This window comes from Paenibacillus sp. FSL H8-0537 (genome assembly GCF_038051995.1).
Classification (GTDB): domain Bacteria; phylum Bacillota; class Bacilli; order Paenibacillales; family Paenibacillaceae; genus Pristimantibacillus.
On record NZ_CP150290.1, the window covers coordinates 5,677,296 to 5,701,299 of the forward strand.

At 51.1% G+C, this 24,004-nt stretch carries 14 protein-coding genes; 3 read left to right on the forward strand and 11 right to left on the reverse strand.

What is annotated here, in order from left to right:
* Positions 1 to 14 precede the first annotated feature (14 nt).
* From MHB80_RS24015 to MHB80_RS24025, 3 genes are all read right to left on the reverse strand, one after another.
* Positions 15 to 7,667, reverse strand: a complete 7,653-nt coding sequence (locus MHB80_RS24015) for an amino acid adenylation domain-containing protein (RefSeq protein WP_341279331.1) — start codon at positions 7,665 to 7,667, stop codon at positions 15 to 17.
* A 151-nt stretch (positions 7,668 to 7,818) separates the two neighbouring features.
* Positions 7,819 to 9,105 carry a diaminobutyrate--2-oxoglutarate transaminase gene (gene ectB / locus MHB80_RS24020; protein ID WP_341279332.1) on the reverse strand — a complete coding sequence of 429 codons (1,287 nt, stop codon included), beginning with the start codon at positions 9,103 to 9,105 and terminating at the stop codon, positions 7,819 to 7,821.
* A 108-nt stretch (positions 9,106 to 9,213) separates the two neighbouring features.
* The gene (locus MHB80_RS24025) at positions 9,214 to 9,999 is read right to left on the reverse strand and encodes an alpha/beta fold hydrolase (protein ID WP_341279333.1); all 786 of its coding nucleotides are present in this window, start codon (positions 9,997 to 9,999) and stop codon (positions 9,214 to 9,216) included.
* A gap of 737 nt (positions 10,000 to 10,736) precedes the next feature.
* Between MHB80_RS24025 and MHB80_RS24030 the strand changes: the two genes are divergently transcribed.
* Complete coding sequence (locus MHB80_RS24030) at positions 10,737 to 11,414, forward strand: hypothetical protein (protein WP_341279334.1); 678 nt, start codon at positions 10,737 to 10,739, stop codon at positions 11,412 to 11,414.
* A gap of 158 nt (positions 11,415 to 11,572) precedes the next feature.
* Here MHB80_RS24030 and pyk read toward each other — a convergent pair whose 3' ends face one another.
* Complete coding sequence (pyk, locus tag MHB80_RS24035; RefSeq protein ID WP_341279335.1) at positions 11,573 to 12,994, reverse strand: pyruvate kinase; 1,422 nt, start codon at positions 12,992 to 12,994, stop codon at positions 11,573 to 11,575.
* Between the two features lie 223 nt (positions 12,995 to 13,217).
* On the opposite strand from pyk, the gene MHB80_RS24040 reads away from it, so the two are divergent.
* Together MHB80_RS24040 and MHB80_RS24045 are read left to right on the forward strand one after the other, a co-directional pair.
* Positions 13,218 to 14,003 (forward strand): AraC family transcriptional regulator, encoded by a 786-nt coding sequence (locus tag MHB80_RS24040; protein ID WP_341279336.1) that lies wholly within the window; start codon positions 13,218 to 13,220, stop codon positions 14,001 to 14,003.
* A 148-nt stretch (positions 14,004 to 14,151) separates the two neighbouring features.
* Entirely contained in the window at positions 14,152 to 15,126 is a 975-nt protein-coding gene (locus tag MHB80_RS24045) for an aldo/keto reductase (RefSeq protein WP_341279337.1), read from the forward strand.
* Positions 15,127 to 15,363: 237 nt separating this feature from the next.
* Here MHB80_RS24045 and MHB80_RS24050 read toward each other — a convergent pair whose 3' ends face one another.
* From MHB80_RS24050 to MHB80_RS24080, 7 genes are all read right to left on the reverse strand, one after another.
* On the reverse strand, positions 15,364 to 17,559 hold the full coding sequence (locus MHB80_RS24050) for an alpha-galactosidase (protein ID WP_341279338.1): 2,196 nt from the start codon (positions 17,557 to 17,559) through the stop codon (positions 15,364 to 15,366).
* On the reverse strand, positions 17,559 to 18,572 hold the full coding sequence (locus MHB80_RS24055; RefSeq protein WP_341279339.1) for a LacI family DNA-binding transcriptional regulator: 1,014 nt from the start codon (positions 18,570 to 18,572) through the stop codon (positions 17,559 to 17,561). Before MHB80_RS24055 ends, MHB80_RS24050 begins: the two co-directional genes overlap by 1 nt.
* Before the next feature lie 195 nt (positions 18,573 to 18,767).
* A complete protein-coding gene (locus MHB80_RS24060) occupies positions 18,768 to 21,242 on the reverse strand; it encodes an EAL domain-containing protein (RefSeq protein WP_341283064.1) in 2,475 nt (824 codons plus the stop codon).
* 373 nt (positions 21,243 to 21,615) lie between these two features.
* The gene (locus MHB80_RS24065) at positions 21,616 to 22,092 is read right to left on the reverse strand and encodes a hypothetical protein (RefSeq protein ID WP_341279340.1); all 477 of its coding nucleotides are present in this window, start codon (positions 22,090 to 22,092) and stop codon (positions 21,616 to 21,618) included.
* A 241-nt stretch (positions 22,093 to 22,333) separates the two neighbouring features.
* On the reverse strand, positions 22,334 to 23,413 hold the full coding sequence (locus MHB80_RS24070; RefSeq protein ID WP_341279341.1) for a GTP-binding protein: 1,080 nt from the start codon (positions 23,411 to 23,413) through the stop codon (positions 22,334 to 22,336).
* Positions 23,414 to 23,632: 219 nt separating this feature from the next.
* Positions 23,633 to 23,749 (reverse strand): YjcZ family sporulation protein, encoded by a 117-nt coding sequence (locus MHB80_RS24075; RefSeq protein WP_231594100.1) that lies wholly within the window; start codon positions 23,747 to 23,749, stop codon positions 23,633 to 23,635.
* A gap of 84 nt (positions 23,750 to 23,833) precedes the next feature.
* Positions 23,834 to 23,965 (reverse strand): YjcZ family sporulation protein, encoded by a 132-nt coding sequence (locus MHB80_RS24080; protein ID WP_341279342.1) that lies wholly within the window; start codon positions 23,963 to 23,965, stop codon positions 23,834 to 23,836.
* Positions 23,966 to 24,004 lie beyond the last annotated feature (39 nt).

Below are 24,004 nucleotides of genomic sequence, written 5' to 3' on the forward strand. Positions count from 1 at the left end.
GCAGCGAATGAAAACTAAAAAGCAAAATCAATGAATTCTTCAAGGAGCTGCTCTTGCTCCGCACTACGTGTAAGCGAAATCGTGTTCAACAGGACGTAAGGCTGTTCACAAATCTGGCTAATAATCGTTAATAAATCCTCGGCGAAATGACGAATCATATTCGGAGTAAACAATTTCGTACAATATTCGAATTGACCGCTAATCGTGCCATCCTTCTCTACCTTCAGTTCCAGGGTCAGATCGAATCTGGCGATCGTTTGATAATGCATGAACGGTTCTACGGTCATCTCTCTGATCTCGCCAATACTTCGGTCATCGGTGTTCTGCAGCACAAAGACGGTGTCAAACAACGGATTGCGGCTTAATTCCCAGGCAACCTGCACTTTTTCCAAAAGCTCCTCGAACGGGTAATCCTGGTGCTCATAAGCTTGGAGAGTCGTCTCCTTCATTTCCTCCAAATAGGACAGGAACTTCTTCTCTCCCGCCGGATAACTGCGGATGGCGAGCGTATTGACGAACATTCCGATCAGCGGCTCTACATCTGTATGCGTTCTTCCCGCAATCGGCGCGCCCACGATAATGTCTTCCTGACCGGAGTATTTATGAAGCAAAACCGTATAAGCCGCCAACAGCACCATGTATAGGGTTGACCCGGTTTCCTCGCAAATTCGCTTCAGTCCTTCGCTTCTCTGATTGTCGATGACGATGCTCAGCACAGCTCCCTCATAGCTGCGAATGGCCGGTCTGGCGAAATCGGTCGGCAGTTCCAAGCGTGGCAGTTTGCCGCTCAGAACATTCGTCCAGTAAGCCTCCTGGTGTTTCATTCGTTCGCGCTGCGCTACGGACTGTTGCCATACGGCATAATCCTTATATTGAATCCGCAGAGGGGGCAACGTCTCCTCGCTGTACAAACGAACAAATTCATCTACCACAATGTTGATGGAAATGCCATCGGAAATGATATGGTGCATATCAAACAACAGAATGTGGCGTTCTTTTTCTATTTGAATCAGCCCAACCCTCAGCAGAGGAGGCTGCTCCAGATCAAAGGTGCGGACAAATTGTCGTGCAATTTCCTCGGCTTCCTCTTCCGTTGCCTGCCTATACTCCACCGCAAAATCCACCTGCGGGTATATCCGCTGTACCGGCTCGCCGTCTACTAGCTCAAACCCGGTGCGCAGCGTCTCATGACGCGCAATCAGAGCGCGGAACGACGCTTCGAAACGCACCCGGTCGAGCGGCCCCAAAAGGAACAGCGCTCCCGACATGTTATAGCTTAGTTCCGCTCCCTCCGTTTGCTGCAAAATATACAGCCGTTTCTGCGCTGAAGACATCGGGTAATAATCGCTTTCTTCAGCCGTAGGAATGGAGACGTGCTCCGTTTGCTCCATCCGGTTGATGGCTTCGGCCATTTCCTCGACCGTAGCGTGGCGGAACACGTCCCGCAGCGGCAGATTCACGTTCAGCTCCTTGTGGATCTTGCTGACCAGCGTGGTTGCCCGCAAGGAGTGGCCCCCAAGATCAAAGAAGTTGTCTCGAACGCCAACCTGCTCAGCCCCGAGTACCTCCTGCCAGATGCCTGCCAGCTTCGCCTCCAGCGCTGTCCGTGGCGCAACATGCTCCACCCCACTCTGTCCACCTTCCGGTGCTGGCAGCGCCTTGCGGTCGATTTTGCCGTTCGCCGTGAGCGGCAGCCTCTCCAGCTGTACAAAGTACGACGGGATCATATACCCCGGCAGCTCCTGCGAAAGCGCCGCTCTCAGCTCGCTTGCCTTCCGCTCATTCTCCGCCGTGTAGTACGCGCACAGGGCTTTCTCCCCGCCTGCGTCCTCTCGCACCACCACGACCGCTTCTCCTATGCCTTCCGCTTTCAGCAGCTGCGACTCGATCTCTCCGATCTCGATCCGGTATCCCCGGATTTTCGCCTGATGGTCGATCCGTCCGATAAAGTCCACGTTCCCGTCCGGCATCCAGCGCGCCAGATCCCCCGTCCGGTATAGACGCTCCCTCGCTTCGAACGGGCTCGGCACAAACTTCTCCGCCGTCAGCTCCGGCTGATTCCAGTAGCCTCGGGCCACCCCCGCTCCTCCGATGCACAACTCGCCTAGCACGCCCACCGGCACCGGATTCAGATGCGCATCGACGATCGCAAACCGTGCGTTTAGCCACGCCTTGCCGATCGGCACGTTCCCTGTCTCCGGCAGCTTCTCCAACGGCTCCTCGTAGTAGCTCGAGTCGATCGCCGCTTCCGTCACGCCGTAGGCGTTTATGATGCGGATCTGCCCGCCGTATCTCTCCTGCAGCTCCCGGTAATCCCCCACGCTGCAGCTGTCTGAGCTCGTAATCAGCAGCCGCATCGAGGGAAGCGCCAGCTCCTGCTCGGCGATATACGCCATGAACGGCACGATCAGCGCTGGTGTCGATTCGAAGATCGTAATCTCGCATTCCCGTATCCAGCTGTACAGCCGGGAAGGGTCGATCCGGTCGTCCTTTGGACAAATGACCATCGTTCCCCCGTTGTACAGCGTCCGCGCTATATCCCCCACGAACACGTCGAAGGAGAAGCTCGCTAATTGCAGCAGCCGGACGGGGAACTCGTTCAGGCGGTACTCCCGGCGATAGCCATCCGCCGTATTCACCAGACTGCGGTGCTCGATCATGACGCCCTTCGGCCGTCCGGTCGTCCCCGACGTATAAATCACATAGGCCAGATCACTCGGCTTGTTGACGTGCGTCAAATTCATCCGGTTCGAATCGTTCGACGCGCCTTCGCGGTACAGCGCCTCGTCATCCAAGCACAGCACGCTCTGCAGCGTCTGCTCTTCCGTCAGCCACTCCCGCGTCCGCTCCGCTAGATGCGTCTGTGTCAGCAGCACTTCCGCTCCGCTGTCCGCCAGCATAAAACGGATCCGGTCGGACGGGTAATCCGGATCGAGCGGCACATAAGCGCCTCCCGCCTTCCATACCGCCAGGGCCCCGACCAGCATGTCCACCGACCGATCCGCTAGAATGCCGACCAGCTGATCTGGCTTCACCCCTTGGGCTCGCAGGCTGCGCGCCAGAGCGTTCGAACGCTCGTTCAGCTCGCGGTACGTCAGCCGCTTCTCCTCGTACACCACCGCCGTCGCCTCCGGGCTCCGCTCCGCTTGTTCCTCAAACAGGTGATGGAAGGTTTTCTCCAGCAGCGGCGGCGCGGTCTCTGGATTGAATACGCGCTGAATCTGCTCCTGCTCCTCCGTCGTCAGCATCCCTAACGACGCGATTTTCGCGCCCGGATCGTTCACGATCGCGGCGACCACTTGCTCGAAGTGCTTCGCCAACCGCTCTGCCGTTTCTTGCTTGTACAGCGCGGTTGCGTATTCGAGGGCGCATTCTAACCCGTCACTGCCTTCCATGACGTCCAGGCTTAGGTCAAATTTCGACACCGAATGGGCATTAGGATACAAGGCCAGTTTAAGGCCCTCGAGATGATAGGCTCTATTTTCCAAGCTTTGCAGCGAAAACATGGTGTCAAAGAGCGGATTGCGGCTCAAGTCGCGGGTCAGCTGCAATTTTTCCACCAGTTCTTCAAACGGATAATCCTGGTGCTCGTAGGCACCCAAGGTTGTTTCCTTGACTTCCGCCAGATACGACAGGAATGTTTTCTCTCCAGACGGGCCGTTGCGCAGCGCCAGTGTATTGACGAACATCCCGATCAAGGGCTGCAGGTCGCCATGTGTCCTTCCCGCGATTGGCGTGCCGACGATCATATCTTCCTGACCCGTGTACTTTTGCAGCAGAATCGTATACGCCGCCAGCAATACCATGTACAGCGTCGCGCCGTTTTCCGCCGCAATTCGCTTCAAGCCCTCGCTCTTCTCGGCATCCATACGGAACTGCAGCGTATCGCCATCGTACCGCTGCACGGCGGGACGCGCATAATCTGTCGGCAGCTCCAGCACCGGCAGTTCTCCGCTAAACTGGCTCAGCCAGTAGGCTCCCTGCTTGTTCAAACGCTCGCGCTGCGCTTCGGATTGCTGCCATACCGCGTAATCCTTGTACTGTATCCGCAGCTCAGGAAGCTCCTCGCCGCCGTATAAGCGGACAAGCTCCTCCACTAGGATATCCACGGACACGCCGTCGGAGATGATATGATGCATATCCAGCAGCAGAAGTTGGCTCTCTTTTGACAACTCCAGCAGACCTGCACGTAATAATGGCGGCTGTCCCAAATCGAACGCTCGGGCAAAATGTCGCATCGCCTCCTGCGCTTCTTCATCACTTACTTGCCGATGCTCCAATATCAAATCCGCCTGCGGGTATATCCGCTGCACAGGCTCTCCATCCACCAGCACAAAGCCGGTTCGCAGCGTCTCATGGCGCGCGATTAAAAGCCGGAAAGCTTCTTCAAGCCGTTTCCGGTCAAGTATGCCGTCAAGCCTCATAATCCCCGGCATGTTGTAGCTTTGCTCTGCTCCTTCCAACTGTTGCAGAATATAAAGCCGCTTCTGCGCTGAAGATACCGGGTAATACTCCTTTTCTTCGGTGAGCGGTATGGAGGCATACATCTTCTCTTCCATCCCGCCCATCGCCCGAGCCATTTCCTCAATGGTCGGGAGCCGGAATACGTCCCGCAGCGACAGATTGACGTTCATCTCTTTGTAGAGCTTGCTTGCCAACGCAGTCGCACGCAGGGAATGCCCGCCAAGATCGAAGAAATTGTCCTTCACTCCGATCCTTTCCGTCCCAAGCACCTCTTGCCAAATCTGCACGAGCTGCTCTTCCAGCGGTGTACGGGGCGCGGTGTATTCCGCACCGGTATTCACGCTTCCCTCCGGAGCGGGCAGCGCCTTGCGGTCCGTCTTCCCGTTCGACGTCAGCGGCATCTTCTCCAGCTGCACGAAGTACGATGGGATCATGTACCCCGGCATCTCCTGCAGCAGCCTTCCTCTTAGCTCGCTCACCGTCAGCAGTTTGTCTGCTACCACGTACGCGCACAGCTGCTTCTCGCCGCTTTCATCCTCTCGCGCCATGACCAGTACTTCCTGCACCGACTCTACCTTCAACAGCTGCGCTTCCACTTCCCCAAGCTCGATTCGGTACCCGCGTATCTTCACTTGATGGTCGATTCGTCCCATGTATTCGATGTTCCCGTCTGGCAACCATCTCGCCAGATCTCCCGATCGGTACATCCGCTCCCCTGGCGTAAATGGATCGTCCACGAATTTCTCTGCCGTCAGCTCTGGGCGGTTCAAGTAACCGCGCGCCAAACCCTCTCCGGCCACATACATCTCCCCTGCTACTCCCGCTGGTACGCATCGGCGCTTACCATCCAGCACATACACCTTCAGCGTCGGGATCGGTCTTCCGATATTGCTTCTCCCCTCGGCGATTTCCACCTCGGTGATTTCCTTGTAGGTCACGTGCACCGTCGTTTCGGTGATCCCGTACATATTGATCAACTCCGTAGCCGGGTACCTCTTCCTCCAGTCCTTCAGCTGCTGCGGCGCCAGCGCCTCTCCTCCGAAGATGACCTTCCGAAGGCTCAGCGTCTGCCCGCTCTCCGTCAGTGCTTCGCGAAGCAGCTGGTAGAAATACGTCGGCGTCTGGTTCAGGATCGTGACCCCACGCTCCTTCAGCAGCTGCAGAAACTGTGCCGGCTGTTTCGCCGTCATCGGCGGCACAATCACCAGCTTGCCCCCGTACAGCAGCGCCCCGTACATTTCCCACACCGAGAAGTCGAAGCAGAATGAGTGGAACAAGGTCCACGTATCGGATGGGCCGAAGTCGAACCGGTTCTTGCTGTTGAACAGCAGCCGCACGACGTTCTTATGCTCGATCAAGGTGCCTTTCGGCTTGCCCGTCGTTCCCGACGTATAGATCACATAAGCCAGATCGTTCGGCTGGTTAACCGAGGTCAGGCTCGTGCTGTCCGCTGCGTAGGTCTGCTCGTCATCCAGAAGCAGGCAGACACCCGCAAACGTCGCTTTGTCCCGCAAATGCGCTTGCAGCAGCAGCACACCGACTCCCGAATCGTCCAGCATGTAGCGGATACGCTCCTCTGGATACTCTGGATCGATCGGCACATACGCCCCACCCGCCTTCAAGATAGCGAGAATCCCGATCACCATGGAAGGGGAACGTTCAGCCATAATGCCTACCAACTGATCCGCCCCTACACCTTGGCTGCGCAGGGTGCGCGCCAGACGGTTCGCCCGCTCATTCAGCTCGCGGTACGTCAGCCGCTCGTCCTCGTACTCGACCGCGACTGCATCCGGATGACACTCCGCCTGCTCCTCGAACAACATGTGAATCGTCTTCTCTCTCGGGTAATCCGCATCCGTATCGTTGAAGGCAGTGATCAGCCTGCGCTGCTCCTCTTCGCTAATAAGCGACAGCTCGGAGATTTTCTGATACGGGCTGCGAATCATATGCTCCAAGATACAGATGAATTGATGGATAATCGCCTTCGCTTCATGCTCGCCAAATAGCTGCGTGCGGTAATACAGATCAACAAAGAGCTTTCCATCATCTGCAAAATCCAGCACATGAATATCAAAGTCGTTAACCGAATCCCCGGTGTAATCTTGATTCCCATGCATAACTGCCTCATCCATACGAAAGAAGCTCACTGGTCGGTATTGTATCGAAACGCCAAACAACCGCTGGACATCCTGATTGCGGTGAGCCTCTCGCAAGTCCTGAATGATCTTATTGTACGGATAACGCTGATGGCGCAGGATGGAGGCTTGTTCTTTGGCGACATTTTTTAGAAACGAAAGTAATTCCTGCTCAGGCTCCACCAACATCCTCGTTGCGACCGTACTGACGAACATACCGACCGTTTCTTTTTCTTTCCTTGTCGTCCGGTTCGCATACAATGTGCCAATTGCCACATCCTGCTCGCTCGTTACCTTATGCATGTAAATATATAAAGCACTCAGAAAGAAGGTAAAGATACTGATCTGATGCTCCTCGCAAAAGGCTTTTACGCCATGATGCAGTTCGTCTTCAAGCAACCATCTATCGACTCTTGCGTCCGTGCCCACTGTTAACGGATTGTATGACTTCAAACTAGTGGCTTCGGGCATAGTGCCGAATTTTGCGAGCCAATAGTCCTTGTCCTTCTGATAGCGCTCGGATTGCTCGTAGTCGTGCTCGACCTGAATAAAATCGATATAAGAGCTGTACTTACAAGGAGAGCTGTTGCCCCTTATGATATTCGAATAATGCTGCATGATTTCGTTTGCGGCCAAATTCATGGAGATGCCATCGGATACGATGTGATGCATCTTGAAATTGATCCACGTCTCCTCGTCCCCAATCCGTACCACAACGAACCGGTGCAGCTCGGATTCCAGCAGCTCAAGCGGAATCGACCGAAGCTCAAGCATCCTTTGCTCCGCCTGCTCCTTGCTCAAATCAATACATTCGAAATCCTTCTCCTCATAATCCCGAACGTATTGATAAGGAACTCCATTCTCCGTCTTCAATCGGATACGAAAAGAGTCGCTTTGCTCAATGACTTTGTTTATGGCTTGCTTCAAAGCAAACACATCGATGCGGCCTGTTATTTTCACTATCGCAATGATCGTCGAGGTCGTTCGATTTGGATATAGCAATTCGGTATACCAAATCCGCTCCTGGGGTTGCGTTAATGGAAATAATGGAACATTGTTGTTTTTCATCGTCTCTCCCCTTGATAAATGCTTGATTGAACCTCCGAGGTACGCGAAGCCTAGCCAGACGTCCGACGTTGTGCTATGTAACCGCCAAAATGATCGCTACCAGCCAGATCGCTTGGCAGGCGCCAACGCCGTCCGTTCTTCTAGGCGATGTTTATGTCAGCTGAGGCTGAAGTGAATCGATCAAGGTGCAGCATTCCGATACGCCCCGCCTAAATATTTCGCATCCGGCAGCTAGTTCGTCCATGGAAATCGTAAGCGCAGGCATCAGCTTGACAACCATATCTTGACGTCCGGCTCGTTCGACAATCAGTCCAAGCTCATAGCATCGAGATACGATGGCTTTGGAGAGATTCTCATCCTGGCAAGCCGAAACGTCAATGCCCCATATCAATCCCATACCGCGCATTGAAATGAGTGGGTTGATCGGCAGAATATGCTCCCTCAGGTATTGCTCAACAAACTGCGCTTTACGTTCCGTCTCTGCTTCCAACTGCGTCAATTCCCGGAGCTCAAGAGCCGCCGTCGCGCCAACGAACGCAAGCTGATTTCCCCGGAAGGTGCCGTTATGTTCAGCCGGCTGCCAAACATCCAGTTCGGGCTTTAGCAGCAGCAACGACATCGGCAGACCATAACCGCTGATTGATTTGGAGAGCACGACCAGATCAGGAACAATCCCCGCCCGTTCAAAGGAGAAAAATGAACCTGTTCGTCCGCAGCCCACCTGGATATCGTCGACGATCAGCAAAATATCGTGACGGTTGCAAAGATCCCGCAGCTGCTGCAGCCACTGGGTAGGCGCCGCATTTAAGCCGCCCTCAGCTTGCATAGTTTCAAGGATGATAGCTGCCGGCTTAGCTATGCCCGAGTGATCGTCCGTTAAAATCGCTTCCATGTAGCCAATCGTATCCAAACTGTCGATAAAACCCGTTGGGAATGGCATAAACGTAACATCATGCAGCGGCAATCCTCCCGCTTCGCGGTGGTATAGACTGCTTGTGGCGGACAAGCTTCCAAGCGACATCCCATGAAACGATCCGATGAAAGCAAACACGCCCGTCCTTCCCTTCACTTTTCTTGCCAATTTCAGCGCCGCCTCTACCGCATTGGTTCCGGTAGGACCGCAAAACTGAAGCTTATAGTCGAGACCGCGTGGCTTCAGAATCTTGTCTGAGAACGTCTGCAGAAAGGTCTCCTTGGCGGAAGTGTACATATCCAGTCCGTGACTAAGGCCGTCCGATTGCAGATATTGGATGAGCTGTTGCTTGATAAAATCATTATTGTGTCCGTAATTTAGCGCTCCGGCTCCGGCGAAGAAATCGATAAACGCTTTGCCGGACTCGGCGTACAATACCGAGCCTTTCGCACGCACAAAGACATCGGGAAAAGAACGGCAATAAGATCTTACATTGGATTCCAGCATTTCGAATGTGGTTGTCATAAAAAAATCCCTCCATAATTATGAAAATGTGCATAACAAATAGACTTCGTTAATAGGCGGCGATGGACAGCAATGAGCGTGATTTCATCATTTTTATGCGGCAGTTGGTTAACGTACAACCGGACCGCTTGCAGCAACCCCCCTCATCTGAGGTGATAATTCACGCAGCACACTTCTGATGACCTCTTGTTCCTGTTTTTGGAGAAAAAAATGATTGCCCTCCAACATCTGCACTTGGAATGCACCATTTGTATGCTCTTGCCAAGCGTCAAGCGATTCAATACTTACGTCATGGTCCTGCAATCCGCCAAAAACCGAAATCGGACAAGGAAGCACTTCTCCCGGTCTGTATTCATAGTTTTCAACAGCGGAAAAGTCAGCCCGCAATTGAGGCATTACAATTTCCATCAATTCATCATTCTGTAAAACTGCTTCAGGTGTGCCTTGCATGAGCTGAAGCTCTTTCTTAAACTGATCATCGGGCAATTTGTGTAGGGATTTTCTTGGATAAGGCAAGTGAGGCGCAGTTTTACCTGATACGAATAAGTGGAGTGGAGCCACATGATGCTTGAAGTGTAATTGACGAGCGGTTTCAAAGGCTATTAGCGCCCCCATGCTGTGGCCAAAAAATGCGAAGGGCGTATGTAAAAACGGTGTTATCTCCGAAACAAGCGAATGAACGATAGCCTCGACGGAATCCATCGGATCCTCTAACATTCTGCTCTCTCGGCCTGGAAGCTGAACGGGACAAACATGAATGTGAGTCGGCAATTCTCGCTTCCAGTTACTAAATACAGAGGCTCCGCCGCCGGCGTAAGGAAAACAAAATAAGCGGAGCTTTGCAAAAGAGCCGGCGTGCGCATTCAAGAACCAGGAACTCTCTCGAGCAGTCATCTCTCTATCACCCACATCATAGTATTTATGTGGCTACTATAACAAAAATATCAAAAATATACAATTTAAAAATTGTAAAAAGTGAGTAAAAAAGACTAAAATAAACATTAAGCGACCAAGAAGGCGCGTAACCATTCATTTTTATAGATATTGGGAGATTTCCCATAACGTTCTTTCATCCGCGAATTCTCACTGCCTTAAATACCCTCTCGGCATCCAAAAAGATAGGTGGGACAAGGATTTTCCTTGTACCACCTTTGTTCATTCTCTCCTATTTCAATTTTTGAATCTATTGGTTTTTACCATTTAGGAATGATTATAGATTTTTTTGGTTATTAAACCAAAAAACTCGACCTTTTCTATGTCGCTCCAAAATAGCGAGAAAATGGACTGCAATCCGGAACCCGGTAGACACCGATTTACAATGATGGGGTACATGTGACTCTACAACATGATGATCTGCCAGCACATGGATGCCTGGTACGTCAGCCAGAAAGCGGAATGGGACCCGTTGAAAACGACAATTTGCCCTTCTGTTGCTTAAGTATTTAAAAAAGCAGGCCAAAAAATGGGCGGAATCTATCCTTTATTAAAACTGTTTTCACCTTTTACTATTTCCATATAATCCATCCATTTCCTTTTATCCAACCGCTGATTTGATCCATTTCATTCCAAGAGGCGATTTAGGGGACCATCGGGAACGTTCGCGGGGCGGTTAGGCTGTGCAGGATTGTCGGTTGACTATGCTTCTTGGCTGTTTTTACCTCTGCTTATGGAAATTACCGTTAGACCTATTTATTCACGAATCAAATGACAGCATGCTTTCAAGAAGCTATACACGGTTCTTTAAGCCTATTGACGGCGCCGCGTACCAAGCCCTTGTCTATGACAACATGAAGGGGGCAGTCAAACGATTTGTCGGTGATGAGAAAGAATCTACCGAAGGGCTATTGCAATTATCTGTTTACTATGGCTTTGAGTTTCGGTTTTGCAATGCTCGTAGTGGAAACGAAAAGGAGCATGTTGAGAGGACCGTTGAAGTAGCTAGGCGTAAAGCATTCGCCTTTAGGGATACGTTCGAAACGTTAGAAGAGGACAACGACTTTTTGCTAGAAGTATGCGAAAAACTGAACAACCAACCCCAAGATCGGCGGGAAGGAAAGACAGCGACAGCATGTCTGGAGGAAGAACAGCCTTACCTGTTTCAGAGCCTGCCTATGTTTGACACTGCAAGGGTCGTACATGCCAGGGTAGATATATATGCAACACTAGTTGGATGCCGTGAGTGGCGACTGAATCTGCTTCACGATCTCGAAACATTAAAGAAAAAGCCTGGCGCATTAACCGATAGCACGGCACTTGCGCAGGCTCAATCCTACATCAAAAACATATATAAGACCTATATTCCAAAATAAGCCGAAATACACTTGCGTCAGTATGACGAAATGTTTGGAGCCCAAATGCGACCAATAGAGGAGGCGATTGCATGACTACATCCATGCGCAAGGCTTGTTTACACGCTCCTTCTTGCTCGGGCTCTAGCTTACGTTCAGCTTATCATTTAGGCTTGCGGCTATACGCCATATTGCTCGATTTTGATCAAATTCGTCGTACCGGATAGACCAACTGGCGCTCCTGCCGTAATGACGACAAAGTCGCCCTCAGCAAGCAGTCCCGTTTGCTCCGCATCCGCCATTGCAGCATGCAGCAGCTCGTCCGTCGTGCCGGTCTTCGTGCCCTTCACCGGAATAACGCCCCATAGCAGCGCCAGCAGCGGCAAAATCTTCTCGTCCGAAGTAATCGCGATAACTGGCGATTGCGGGCGATATTTGGATACCATCCGCGCCGTAAAGCCGCTTTCCGTACGAGTAAGGATCGCTTTCGCCTTCAGCTCAAGGGAGGAGCTGACAACCGCTTGGCTAATGACCTCTGTAATCGTCGTTGAAGCATTCTGACGGCGCTCTTGGAAGCCTGCGTAATAGTCCAGCTGGGACTCTGCTTTAAGCGCAATGGCAGCCATTGTAGCAACCGATTGGACCGGATATTTTCCTGCAGCCGTCTCGCCGGACAGCATGATCGCATCCGTTCCTTGCATAACCGCACCTGCAACGTCGCTCACTTCAGCGCGTGAAGGACGCGGGTTTACTTGCATGGAATCCAGCATATGAGTCGCAACGATAACAGGCTTGCCCGCTACGTTACATTTATTGATCATGTCGCGCTGCATCGATGGGACATCCTGAACTGGAATTTCAACGCCCAAGTCGCCACGGGCAACCATAATGCCATCCGATGCTGCAATGATGGAATCCAGGTTGACGACGCCCTCTTCATTTTCAATTTTCGAAATGATTTGAACATGGCCGGCACCGTGCGCCTGCAGCAGCTCGCGAATTTCCAAAATATCTTCCGCTCTTCTTACGAAGGAAGGCGCAACAATATCAATATTTTGCTGAATGCCGAAGTGGATATGGCGAATGTCGCGCTCCGTTACGCCCGGCAGCGTCGTGCGGATGCCCGGCAGGTTAACGCCTTTGCGCGGCTTGATCAGACCGCCGTTTACGATCGTACAATGCACTTCCGTCGCTTCCACCGATGCCACCTCAAGATCAATCAGGCCATCGTCGAGCAAAATCGTATTGCCAGGCTTCACGACAAGCGGAAGCTCGCTATAGTTAACATGAATGCGGCGGCCATTGCCGAGCACTTCTTCCGTCGTCAGCGTTAGCGTTTCGCCAGCCACCAGCAGGTAAGAAGCTTCCTCCAGCTTGCCAATCCGCACTTCTGGTCCTTTAATATCCAGCAAAATCGGCACGATTGCATTTTCAGCAGCAGCCGCTTCGCGAATCCTCTCAATTCGCCCGGCATGATCCTCTAGTTCCCCGTGCGCCATATTCAGCCGCGCCACATTCATCCCCGATCGGATCATTTCCCTTAAGGTATCAATAGAATCACAAGCAGGTCCCATCGTACAAACAATTTTGGTTTTACGCATGAAGTCACATTCCTCCTGAACATTTATACCCCTATTATAAACCTAGCCGTTTCAATAGACTACGAAATATAGTATTCTAAATGTAATATAGTACGGTTCATGCGTAAACGGCTTTCGCCGTCCTTTGGCGGCAAAGCTTCCGTTTCGAGGGTGGAATATAAGCTGAATATAAGAGTGAAACTTATAATTTCTTATATTTTTGAAAAGGGGGCTAATGGCCTAAATGCTGCAAGTAACAGCGGTTCGGCAGGACCGGGGAATGGATTGGTTTTACGAAAAAAATACAAAACATACGAACGAAGCCGCGTTGATACTGGTGAGCTACGGGACCGTCGTCTATTGGATTGAGAACGAGAAGGTTATCGCCGAGAAAGGCGACCTGCTCTATATTCCGCCGAATCAAGCTTATTATGGCAAATGTGTGCCTACTGTTTTTCATGAGAAGTTTGTTGTTGCAATAACGTTGTCTGCTGCTCCCGTGCTGCCGCTGCTTCAGCGCCAGACATGGGTGAAATCCCGTATCGGCATGTACGATATGCTGCTGGCCAGAATGAAGCATTTGCATGCGGAATGGCTGGAGCAGGCTGAGTATGCGAATATAATCGCTCAGTCTGTCGTAACCGAATGGCTAGCGGTATGGAACCGCGAATGGAACAAGGGACCCGCGATGGCCGATACGAACCAGCAGGTAGAGCGCATGAAGCATTATATTTTCAACCATTACCGTGAAAAAATTACGAAGGAGGAGCTTGGCAGCTACATTCAGAAAAGCCCCAACTATGCCGCTACCCTGTTCCGCCGTGTTACTGGGCAGACGATCAGCACCTTCGTTCATGATACGAGGATGAAAAAAGCGATCTATCTACTCATCGATTCCATGCTGACGGTTGGTGAAGTTGCTGAATTCGTCGGCTATCGCGACGTTTCTTACTTCCAGCGGCTGTTCAAGCGTTTTACCGGAAGGACGCCGACCTTTTATATGAAAGAGCGCGCCAAGACCCAGCCTTAAATAACCACATAAACGAAGCATGGAGATCATAGGTTCAGCCGCGGCAACTGGAACCCGGTTTCGCTTTCAATAATAAGCACTGTACGCTTGTTCATTTAGCATTATAATAAGAGGTGATGTAATCACTTACATGGAGGTTGATAAACGTATGAGTTCGATCCCTTTGCATAAACGCGGCATTGAAGCGAGTCAGCTGGTTCTCGGCTGTATGCGCTTTGGCGGCGGCTGGAACCGTAATCCGATTGAGGCCGAGCATTTTAAGGAAGGCCATGAAGCAGTCGACGCAGCGCTGGAAATAGGCATCAATATGTACGATCATGCAGATATTTATACGTTCGGCAAAGCCGAGCAAGTTTTCGGCCAAGTGCTGAAGGACCGTCCGGGCCTGCGTGAGCAAATTATTTTGCAGTCCAAATGCGGGATTCGCCTGCAAGGCGGCGATGATGATCCTCAGCGCTTTGACTTTTCGGAAAGTCATATTTTAAGCAGTGTCGATGGCATTTTGGAGCGGCTGCAAACGGATTATCTCGACATTTTGCTGCTGCATCGCCCTGACGCGCTTGTCGAGCCGGAGGAAGTGGCCAGCGCCATTTCGAAGCTTAAGGCTTCTGGCAAGGTTCGCGCATTCGGCGTTTCCAATATGAGCCAAGGACAGATTAAACTGCTTCGTGCATATACGGATGAGCCGTTTATTGTGAATCAACTGGAGCTTAGCCTGCTCAAGCATGGATTTATTGATACAGGTTTGCATGTCAATCAGCTCGCAGCACGCGATAATGTGTTCCCGGAGGGGACGCTGGAGTATTGCCGCATGGAAAATATTCAGCTGCAGTCGTGGGGCCCGCTCGCCCAAGGCATCTATTCTGGCGCTCCGCTCGGCGACAGCCCTGAATCGGTTGTTGCAACAGCCGCGCTCGTTGCTGAATTCGCGGAACGTAAGGATACGACGCCGGAAGCGATTGTGCTCGCATGGCTGATGAGACATCCGGCTAACATTCAGCCGGTTATCGGCTCAATCAATCCAAAGCGTATACTCGCCTGCAAAGATGCGGATACGCTGCGCCTGACGCGCGAGGAATGGTACAGACTGTATAACTGCTCGCGCGGCAAAGCGCTGCCTTAAGGATGATGAGCATAATGATACTTATACGTTTTTGCAAATAGCCACACCTAAAAATTCAGAAAAAATGCTTGCTCCACCAGCATGCAAAAAAAAGCTTCCACCGCCACTTTTCGCGGCGCCGGAAGCTTTTTTCTTATTCGTTTCTTATTCGTTTCTTATTCGTTTCTTATTCATGCCTTATTGACTCAAGTCGACTACAACATGACTATGCGAAACGGTTCCAGACTGAACGCCAGCTTAAACGCCGGCAGCTCGGAAACGGTAAACCTTGCTTGCATAATCGTTATGGAATTGCGGCGCTGCAAGTCCAGCATACAGCAGCTCATCGCCACCATATGTCTCGCCATTCTCTTCCCATACATAGTCGCGGCTTGGATCTAGCCCTTTCAGTACGAAGCGGCTGAGCGGCGGATTCGGCTCCTGCAAGACGGATGTGTAGACAGCAAACGCCTCGCTCTTGTCTTTAGAAACGAACATCCATGCCGCAATATTGCCTTCAAACGGGCTGGACAGACGATAGAAATCACCAAACTGTACCAGGTGGCGGACTTCTTTATAGAGCGCAATTTGGTCTTTCACCGTTTCCTTCTCTTCGTCGGTGAACTTCGTCAAGTCCAGCTCATAACCAAAGTTGCCAGACAGCGCCACATTGCCGCGAGTCTCAAGCGGCGTATTGCGGCCGACCTGATGGTTAGGAATATCCGATACGTGGGAGCCCATCGAGCTAATCGGATAGACAAGGCTTGTGCCATATTGAATTTTCAGTCTGGATACGGCATCGGTATTATCGCTTGTCCAAGTTTGCGGCATGTAATACAGCATGCCCGGATCAAAGCGTCCGCCGCCACCCGAGCAGCTTTCGAACAAAATATGCGGGAATGCAGACGTAATGCGCTCCAGCACGTCATAAAGACCAAGCATGTAGCGATGGGCCGTCTCACGCTGGCGCTCGGCTGGAAGCAGCGCTGAGCCGATCTCGGACATATTGCGGTTCATATCCCATTTCACATAAGTAATCGGCGCGCTAGCGAGAACATCCGAAATCGTTTTAACAATATAATCGCGAACGTCGGCACGGGACAGATCCAATATCAGCTGATTGCGGGCCTCTGTACGGCGTCTTCCTTCGACATGCAGACACCAGTCAGGATGAGCACGATACAGCTCGCTGTTCGGCGATACCATCTCCGGCTCAAACCACAGGCCGAACTGCATATCCAGCTTGCGAATGCGCGCTACCAGCTCCTCAAGACCGCCCGGCAGCTTGTTTTTGTCAACGAACCAGTCGCCAAGCGACGAATTGTCACTATTGCGCTGTCCAAACCAGCCATCATCAAGGACGAACAGCTCCATGCCCAGTTCCTTGCCAACCTTAGCAATATCCTCAATTTTATCCGCTGTAAAGTTAAAATAGGTAGCTTCCCAGTTGTTGATCAGAATCGGCCTGCTCTCGTCACGGAAGCTGCCGCGGCAAAGACGCGAACGATAGAGATCATGGAAGCTGCGGGACATGCCGCCCAGCCCTTCGGAGGAATGAACGAGCACCGCCTCAGGCGTCTGGAATTGCTCGCCCGGCTCCAGTCTCCAATTGAAATCAAACGGATTGATACCGATAAACAATCTTGCGGCATGGTATTGGTCAACCTCAACACCACCCACAAAGCTGCCGCTGTAGACGAGGTTTACACCGTACACATCGCCATGATCCTCGGTTGCCCCTTCGGACAACAGCGCGATAAATGGATTTTGCGCATGGCTGCTGGCGCCGCGGCGGCTTTCCACCGATTGCAGTCCCGGCTCAAGATGGCGGCGATGAATGTAACGCTCGCGTGCCCATGCACCTGACAGCTGAAGCATATCGTAGTGGTCATTCGGCAGATCTAGGCTCATACTAAGCGCCCGTAGCAGCTGCAGCGTATTCTCTCCGCCATTAATGACACGAGCCGAGCGAGTAATCGCGTTATACGACTCGAATACGGTATAGCTCAGTACGACACGCAGGCCGGAATAGCTGTCCGCAAGTGTAATTTCAAGTGTCTGCGCTTCATCCTCCCCCTCTACATAAACAGACGGCAATCCTTCAAGCGCCGGCTTGCCTTGTACGATACGGTGGGAATCGTAACGCAGGTCCGTTACCGTCGTTCCGTCAGCCAGCTGTACTTGATACGCCGGATAGCGAAAATCCGAGTTGCCGAATGCCGGATATTCCTGCGGCAGCGTGTCTAGCGATATTTTAAAATCATCCGCTTCTGTTGAAGGACTGAAAGAGCAGCGCTCCTTCAGCTCAAGCAGTCTTCCGAGCTGGCTGCCGCGTACCCGCTTGCCCCAATAGACATGTGCCGGATAAGCGCCTTTCACCAATCCGATTACATAGCTGGTTTCTCTCGATTGCAGATGAAAAAGCTGATTTTGTTCGTCAAAAATAATAGCCATTATTCGTTAGCCTCCTTATTATGTCCGGCTGTCCCGCTGCTTTCACGCGCCATTAGCGTCGTATTCATCATGACATGCAGCGGAACCTCGCGGCCTTCAATCCGTTCTAAAAGCAGCTGCACGGCTGTCTTGCCCATTTGCTCCGTATACGCTTTAACGCTCGTTAGCGGCGGCTGTATGAAAGCTGATACCTCAATGTCGTCGAAACCGACAATCGCCATTTGCTCCGGCACCTCAACACCGTGCTCATGCAGCGCGTGAAGCGCACCGATCGCCATCGGATCGCTGCCGACAAAGCATGCTGTAGGACGTTCTTCCTGTCCTAGCAGCTTGTTCATCAGCTCGTAGCCGCTGCCTGTTGTCCATTCCCCAGCAAGCACCCATTCCTGGCGCAAAATGCCTTGCGACTCCAGCAGGAGCTGCATATGCTTGCGCCGCGGCTCGTCAGCGGCTTGATCTACTCCTCCGCCAATGTAGCCAATGCTGGTATGTCCAAGCGCCAGCAGATGCTCCATAACGTCCTCAACCGCCTGCTCAAAATTCAAGTTGACCGAGTCATAATGCCGCAGCTTGCCCAGATGGTCAATCATGACCACTTTGTTGCCCTCGTACAGCATTCGAACATCGCGCTGCGCTACACCGCCTACGACAATGAGGCCATCCAGCTGCGGATGAGGCTCCATAGGTCCGCCAATGCGCCATACTTTACCGATGGCAATACCGAGCTCCTCACAGCGGCGTTCAATCCCTCTGCGAATCGACAGGAAGTAAGGATCAATATCCTCATGTTCAAGCGTAAAGCTCAGCAATAAGCCAATTTGCAGCTGTGAACGCTGGCTTTCTTGCTTGAGCCGTTTAAGACGCGATGGCTTGTACTGCAACTTTTCCGCTATCGCGAATATGCGCGCACGCGTCTCTTCGCCGACAGCGAGCGTCATATCGTTGTTGAGCACACGTGACACCGTCGCGGCAGACACCTCCGCCATAGCCGCAATTTCTTTAATCGTTGCCATTTCCTCCACCACATTCGTTTAGTTAATAAATTTACTAAATAACTTCCGCTTTATTTTAGCAAATTTCTTGGTATACAACAAGCCTTGTCTTAAAGAACGAAAAAAGAGCCTGCCCTTGTACGGGAAGCTCCTGCTAGCTTTTCCTTATTTTACTCATAACCGACTTAACTTACTCTCATCTAAGGCATACAAGCCTTAAGACACATGCTTGTGGTAAAGTTCGATGAAACACTCAGCCGTAACCGGCGGGCTATAAATATAGCCTTGTACCAGGTCGCATTTATGCTGGCGAATAATTTGCAGCTCCTCGTCCGTTTCGACGCCTTCTGTCACAACCTTCATGTTCAGGTTGTGGGCGATTACAACCAACGATTTAAAAATCATTTGCTTCTTGAAATCCGAGACGATGTCATGGATAAACGATTTATCCAGCTTCAGATAATGCAGTGGAATGTTCTGCAAATAGCTAAGGGACGAATAACCCGTTCCAAAATCATCCAGAGAAAGCCGAATGCCAAGCTGCTGCAGCTCGCGCAATATTTTAAGCGTATGATCGGGATTATCCATAAATATCGTCTCCGTCAGCTCAAGCTCAATTTGCTCTGGGCGGACGGAGGCTTCCGTAATAATGGATTGGATCGTCTCCACGATATGCTTTTGCTGAAATTGCAGCATTGACATATTGACGCTGACCGTCAGCGCTGTGACGCCTTGCTGCTCCCACATTTTAATTTGTTTGCATGCTGTTCGCAGCACCCATTCCCCGAGCGGAATAATGAAGCCTGTCTTCTCGGCAAGCGGGATGAAATCAAGCGGCGAGATCATGCCAAACTCCGGATGGCGCCAGCGGATCAAAGCTTCGGCTCCGTATATTTGTCCGGATTTCAAATCCACCTTTGGCTGGTAATACAATACGAATTGCTCGCCTTCAAGAGCAGGGAACAGACCGTTCTCCAGCTCCTGCTCCCGCTTTGAAACATCCTTCATCGATGGAGAGTACAGCCTGCTTGTATTGCGCTGCTTCTTAGCGACAAAAAGCGCCGTGTCTGCCTCCTTGACCATACGGTCGCCGGTTTCCACCGTCAGCTCGTGCTGCAAGCTAATGCCAATACTTGCGGTTATGTAAAAAAGCCTGTCATTCAATTGGATAGGTTCAGCAATCGCAAACAAAATATCATCGGCTACAAGCAGCAGCGGATTCATATGATTCACATCATTCAGAAGCACGACAAATTCATCTCCACCAAAACGGAACACCTGGCCATTGGCACCAATGGTCTGTTTAAGTCGGTCTGCAAACTGCTTGAGCAGTTGGTCGCCCATTGCATAATCGAGCGTATCGTTAATAACTTTAAAGCGATCCAAATCGATATAAAGCAGCGCTGCCTGCTTGCTGCTGCTGTACAGCACGGTATGTATTTGCTCAATATGACGCGTATAGCCATAACGATTGGGCAAGCCCGTTAGCAAATCATGAGTCGCTTGAAATTCGATCAGTTCCTCGCTCGCCTTGCGATGATCAATCATGCGATTGAACTGCTGCGCCATAAATTCGAACTCGTCCTTCGTGTCAATGTCCAGCTTCTGGTTCGTGTCGCCCTCCACTAGCGCTGAGGACACGTGCACCACTTTGCGGATGTTTTGGAGCACGATTTTGCGAATGAGCAGTATCATAAGCATCGTTGTGAAAATAAAAGCAACCAGGGAAATGATAATGGTGTTGCTTAAGCCTTTATAATAGTCCTTGAGCATATTGCCCTTCGGAATGATCGTTTCAAAATACCAGGTTTGATCCTTTATATGTATCGGGTTAAGCAGCCTCATTACAGTCCCGCTCACCATAGGGTCGGAGGTATACATAATGGTCAGGGCCTGCTCCTTCAGCTCCTCTAAAGATTTGCCATCCGGCAAAGGCAAGTAGGGCTTGGATACCAGCGCGCGATCGAGCCCATTAGCAAGGTAGCTGTCACCAGCCGTAATCATCGTCGCGTAGCCGCCCATAGGACGAATTTTCTCCACTTCCTGCTGCACCATGTCGAGCGAAATATCCGCTCCAACGACACCTAGAAAGTTGCCCTCATCATCCAAAATCGGATAAACAAACGACGAAATTAAAATCCGCTCGCCGTTAATATCATAATAATAAGGCTCCAATAAAGCGAATTTCTTCGTCTGCTTAGGAATTTGGTAGTAGTCCCCATCGCCGACCTGCTCATAGTTCTTATTTGGGTAAGCAACGATCCTATCGGCTTGACGCACAATATAGGGAACAAAACGTCCCGTCTCATCATCATAGCTGCTTTTATTGCGAAAATTCCCATCCCGATTATCGAACGCATTAGGCTCCCAAACCGTAAAAACACCAAGTATATAAGGCTGTTCCCGCACAAAATTTTCAATAAGCCTGACTGCCTCTGTGCGGTCAGCCATCTTATATTCCTTCATTTGCTGCAAGGATTGCTGCAGGCCTTCAAGTCTAATTAGGGCATCATTTATCTCTAAGGACATCTTGCTTATGTAAGCATTGGACTGGTTTTGCGCAACCAGTTCCCCTTGGCGCAAGCTAACGTCGTACAGCTTCATTAATTGAATGGAAGCAAGCAAAGTGAAAGACAGGATCATGAGGGCTCCCAATGTAAAAATTAATTTATGCGCAATACCAACCCTCATTGTTTTCAAGTGCCTATCCTCCTCCAAATGAAGCTGCTTATAGAATCGACGAATTTTGCCAAATTATGATATAGTTCTAGTATACTTGACGCATTAATCCAAACACAACGCCAAATTAATTTAATATTTTAAATTGCCGCGACAAATTGCGACAATTATTGTCGAATCTCAAATTAACTGCTTTATTACCTGAAAAAAAGCTGTTTTCCCTAAATTCCCGCTTGGCTGCTAATGTGCTTAAATCTGTATTCCTCTGCCTCATCTTCTGTTATTGCCGAAAGCTCCCTTACAGAAGATGGGAGCTTTCGCGCTTTCCGGCTTTACTTGGGTAGGGCCTATCGAACCTGTTTCCTACTAGGAAAATATGACCATTTTAACGCCTGCTATCGTCTGCCGCGTCTTTGGAACGTTGAAACTTGCGAATATCCTCGCGCAGCTGCTCGGCGGTTCTTCCTTCTGTTTCAAGGCCATACTCTTTCGCTGCTTGGCGCAGCATTTCCAGACGCTTAGCCCGATTCTCCGCTTTGAAAGCTTCCCACTTCGCTGGATCTTTTTCCTTCGCCGCCTTCAGCTCGCCTTTTAATTGCTCGGAGGTCTTGCCTTCAACAGCAATGCCGAAATATTCAGCCATATAACGAAGCTTGGCTAGACGATACTGCTCATGGCCCAGCGCGTGCTCGCGATGATGCTTTTTATGCTCCTCGTGAAAATGGCCCTTGGCAGCTGGCAGTCTGTCAGGCTGCTGCTCCGCCTTTGGCTGGGCTGGCTCTGCGGCATAGGCTGCGGGCGCCATTATGGCTGCCGCGAGCAGGCATGCCGCTGCTGACCGCACTATTTTTGACTTGTTCATCCCTCGGACACAACCTTTCTGCTGAGCATAAGCGAAGAAATAAATTTCTATTGTCAGAAGCCTTTCATCGCCATGCCTAAGTTCATGATGCAAGGGGGCGAATTTCGCTTCAGCCCCTTACTTGGTTATTTTGTCCATCAGCGATTTAACATAATCAAGAGGATAGCGGAAGCAGCATAAAAAGACGCCAGAGCCTCTGCTCTGACGTCTGACGTTCTTACTATTGGCTGGCTGGATTGCTTTATGCCCCAGATGAAGCGCCGTTCTCCAGCTGCGAAAGCTCGGCAATCAGCTCTTCCCGGGAAAAATGCTCGCCAATAAACACGGCTACATCATTGACTTTCCCCTGCGGTGTTATTTTCATAAAATCGCTTTCCCCATAGGCATATTGAAACAAAAAACGGCTCGCTGTATCCGTGAACGTAACGATACCCTTCGCCCGGTACACCTGCTCCGGCAGATTGTTCAGCAGCGCCTCAAACTGGACACTATCAACAGGCCCCTGTAAATAATGGGTCAGCGCCATTACATGGTCATGCGAATGATGGTGATGCGCGTGCGGCTCTTCCTGCTCATGCGAATGATGGTGATGGATATGATCCTCATCATGCTCATGGGAACAGCCTGGACCACAGGCATGTGCAGCTTCTGCGTGCTCCTGGTTTGCAGGCTGCAGCAAAGCGGAAGAGCCTGCAGCCGCCGCTTGCTGGGCATCCAGCCAAGACCACTCGTCTATGATGCAGCGCATCGTTGCAACGATCTGGGCATGGGTGTTCAGCTCCCGCAGCGCCTGCTGCGCTTCAACCAGCTGCTCCGGCTCCAGCTTGTCCACCTTATTGAGCAGCAAAAAGCTCGCGCAGCGAATCTGGTCCTGCATCAGCTTAAGCGTGCGTCCTTTGCCGGCACGAGTTCGCCTTAACAGCTCGGGGCCATCTACGACCGTAATGACCGCTCTCAGGTCAATGCGCATATACATGGCCGCTTCCGTCACGCCATCCAAAATTTCCATCGGATTCGCCGCACCCGTCGATTCAATGACGATGATATCAGGCTGATGCTCATCCATCAGCAGCTTCATCTCCAAGCTCAAGTCACCGCGAATCGTGCAGCAAATACAGCCGCCCAGCATTTCGGCCATCGGCACTTCGTCTCCGACTTCTTGCCCATCCAAATTAATATCGCCCAGCTCATTCATAATGACAGCTGCTTTCTTACCCTCAGCCTGCCAGTAATCGAGCATGCGCTTTAACAGCGTCGTCTTGCCGCTGCCGAGAAACCCAGTCAGCAAATAGATCGGTACTGGCGGTTTGCTATTTTCCATCTTCAAAACTCCCGTATCCATTATCGTCCTTCTACATAAGCTTTATTATATCGTAATTGTTACGTTGTCGCACCCTAAATGCGGCTCCAGCTATGTAAAAGCCCGGAGCGCGGGATGCTCCGGGACGATTAAGCCTATTTCATGATTTTGCACGCTTTGGAAATGATGCAAAACCTTATAAAGTTAAGAGACATGTCGGCAGACATCAATAATCATTCATTAGATGAAAGCGCGAGTGATGATAACAAGTAGAATGAAAAGGACGAGAATTGCTCCTACGTTAGTGAAGGGGCTGCAGCCGTGGCCGTAGCCTGCACCTGCTAAATTGTAGCTCATTTGTTCAACTCCTTTTTGTTCAGATATACGTTCCTGCGGCCCAGCGCCTAGCCCGGCACCGAGCCGCCTGATCCTATAACTGGACTATAGCCAGCAAGCGCGAGTAATAATAACAAGCAGGATGAAAAGTACGAGAATCGATCCTACGCTTGTAAAAGCTCCGCCTACACCATGAGGGGCACAGCCAGTTCCAGCGTTTGCCACATTGTAGCTCATTTGTCCATCTCCTTTGGTTGAAGTACACAGTATCCTATG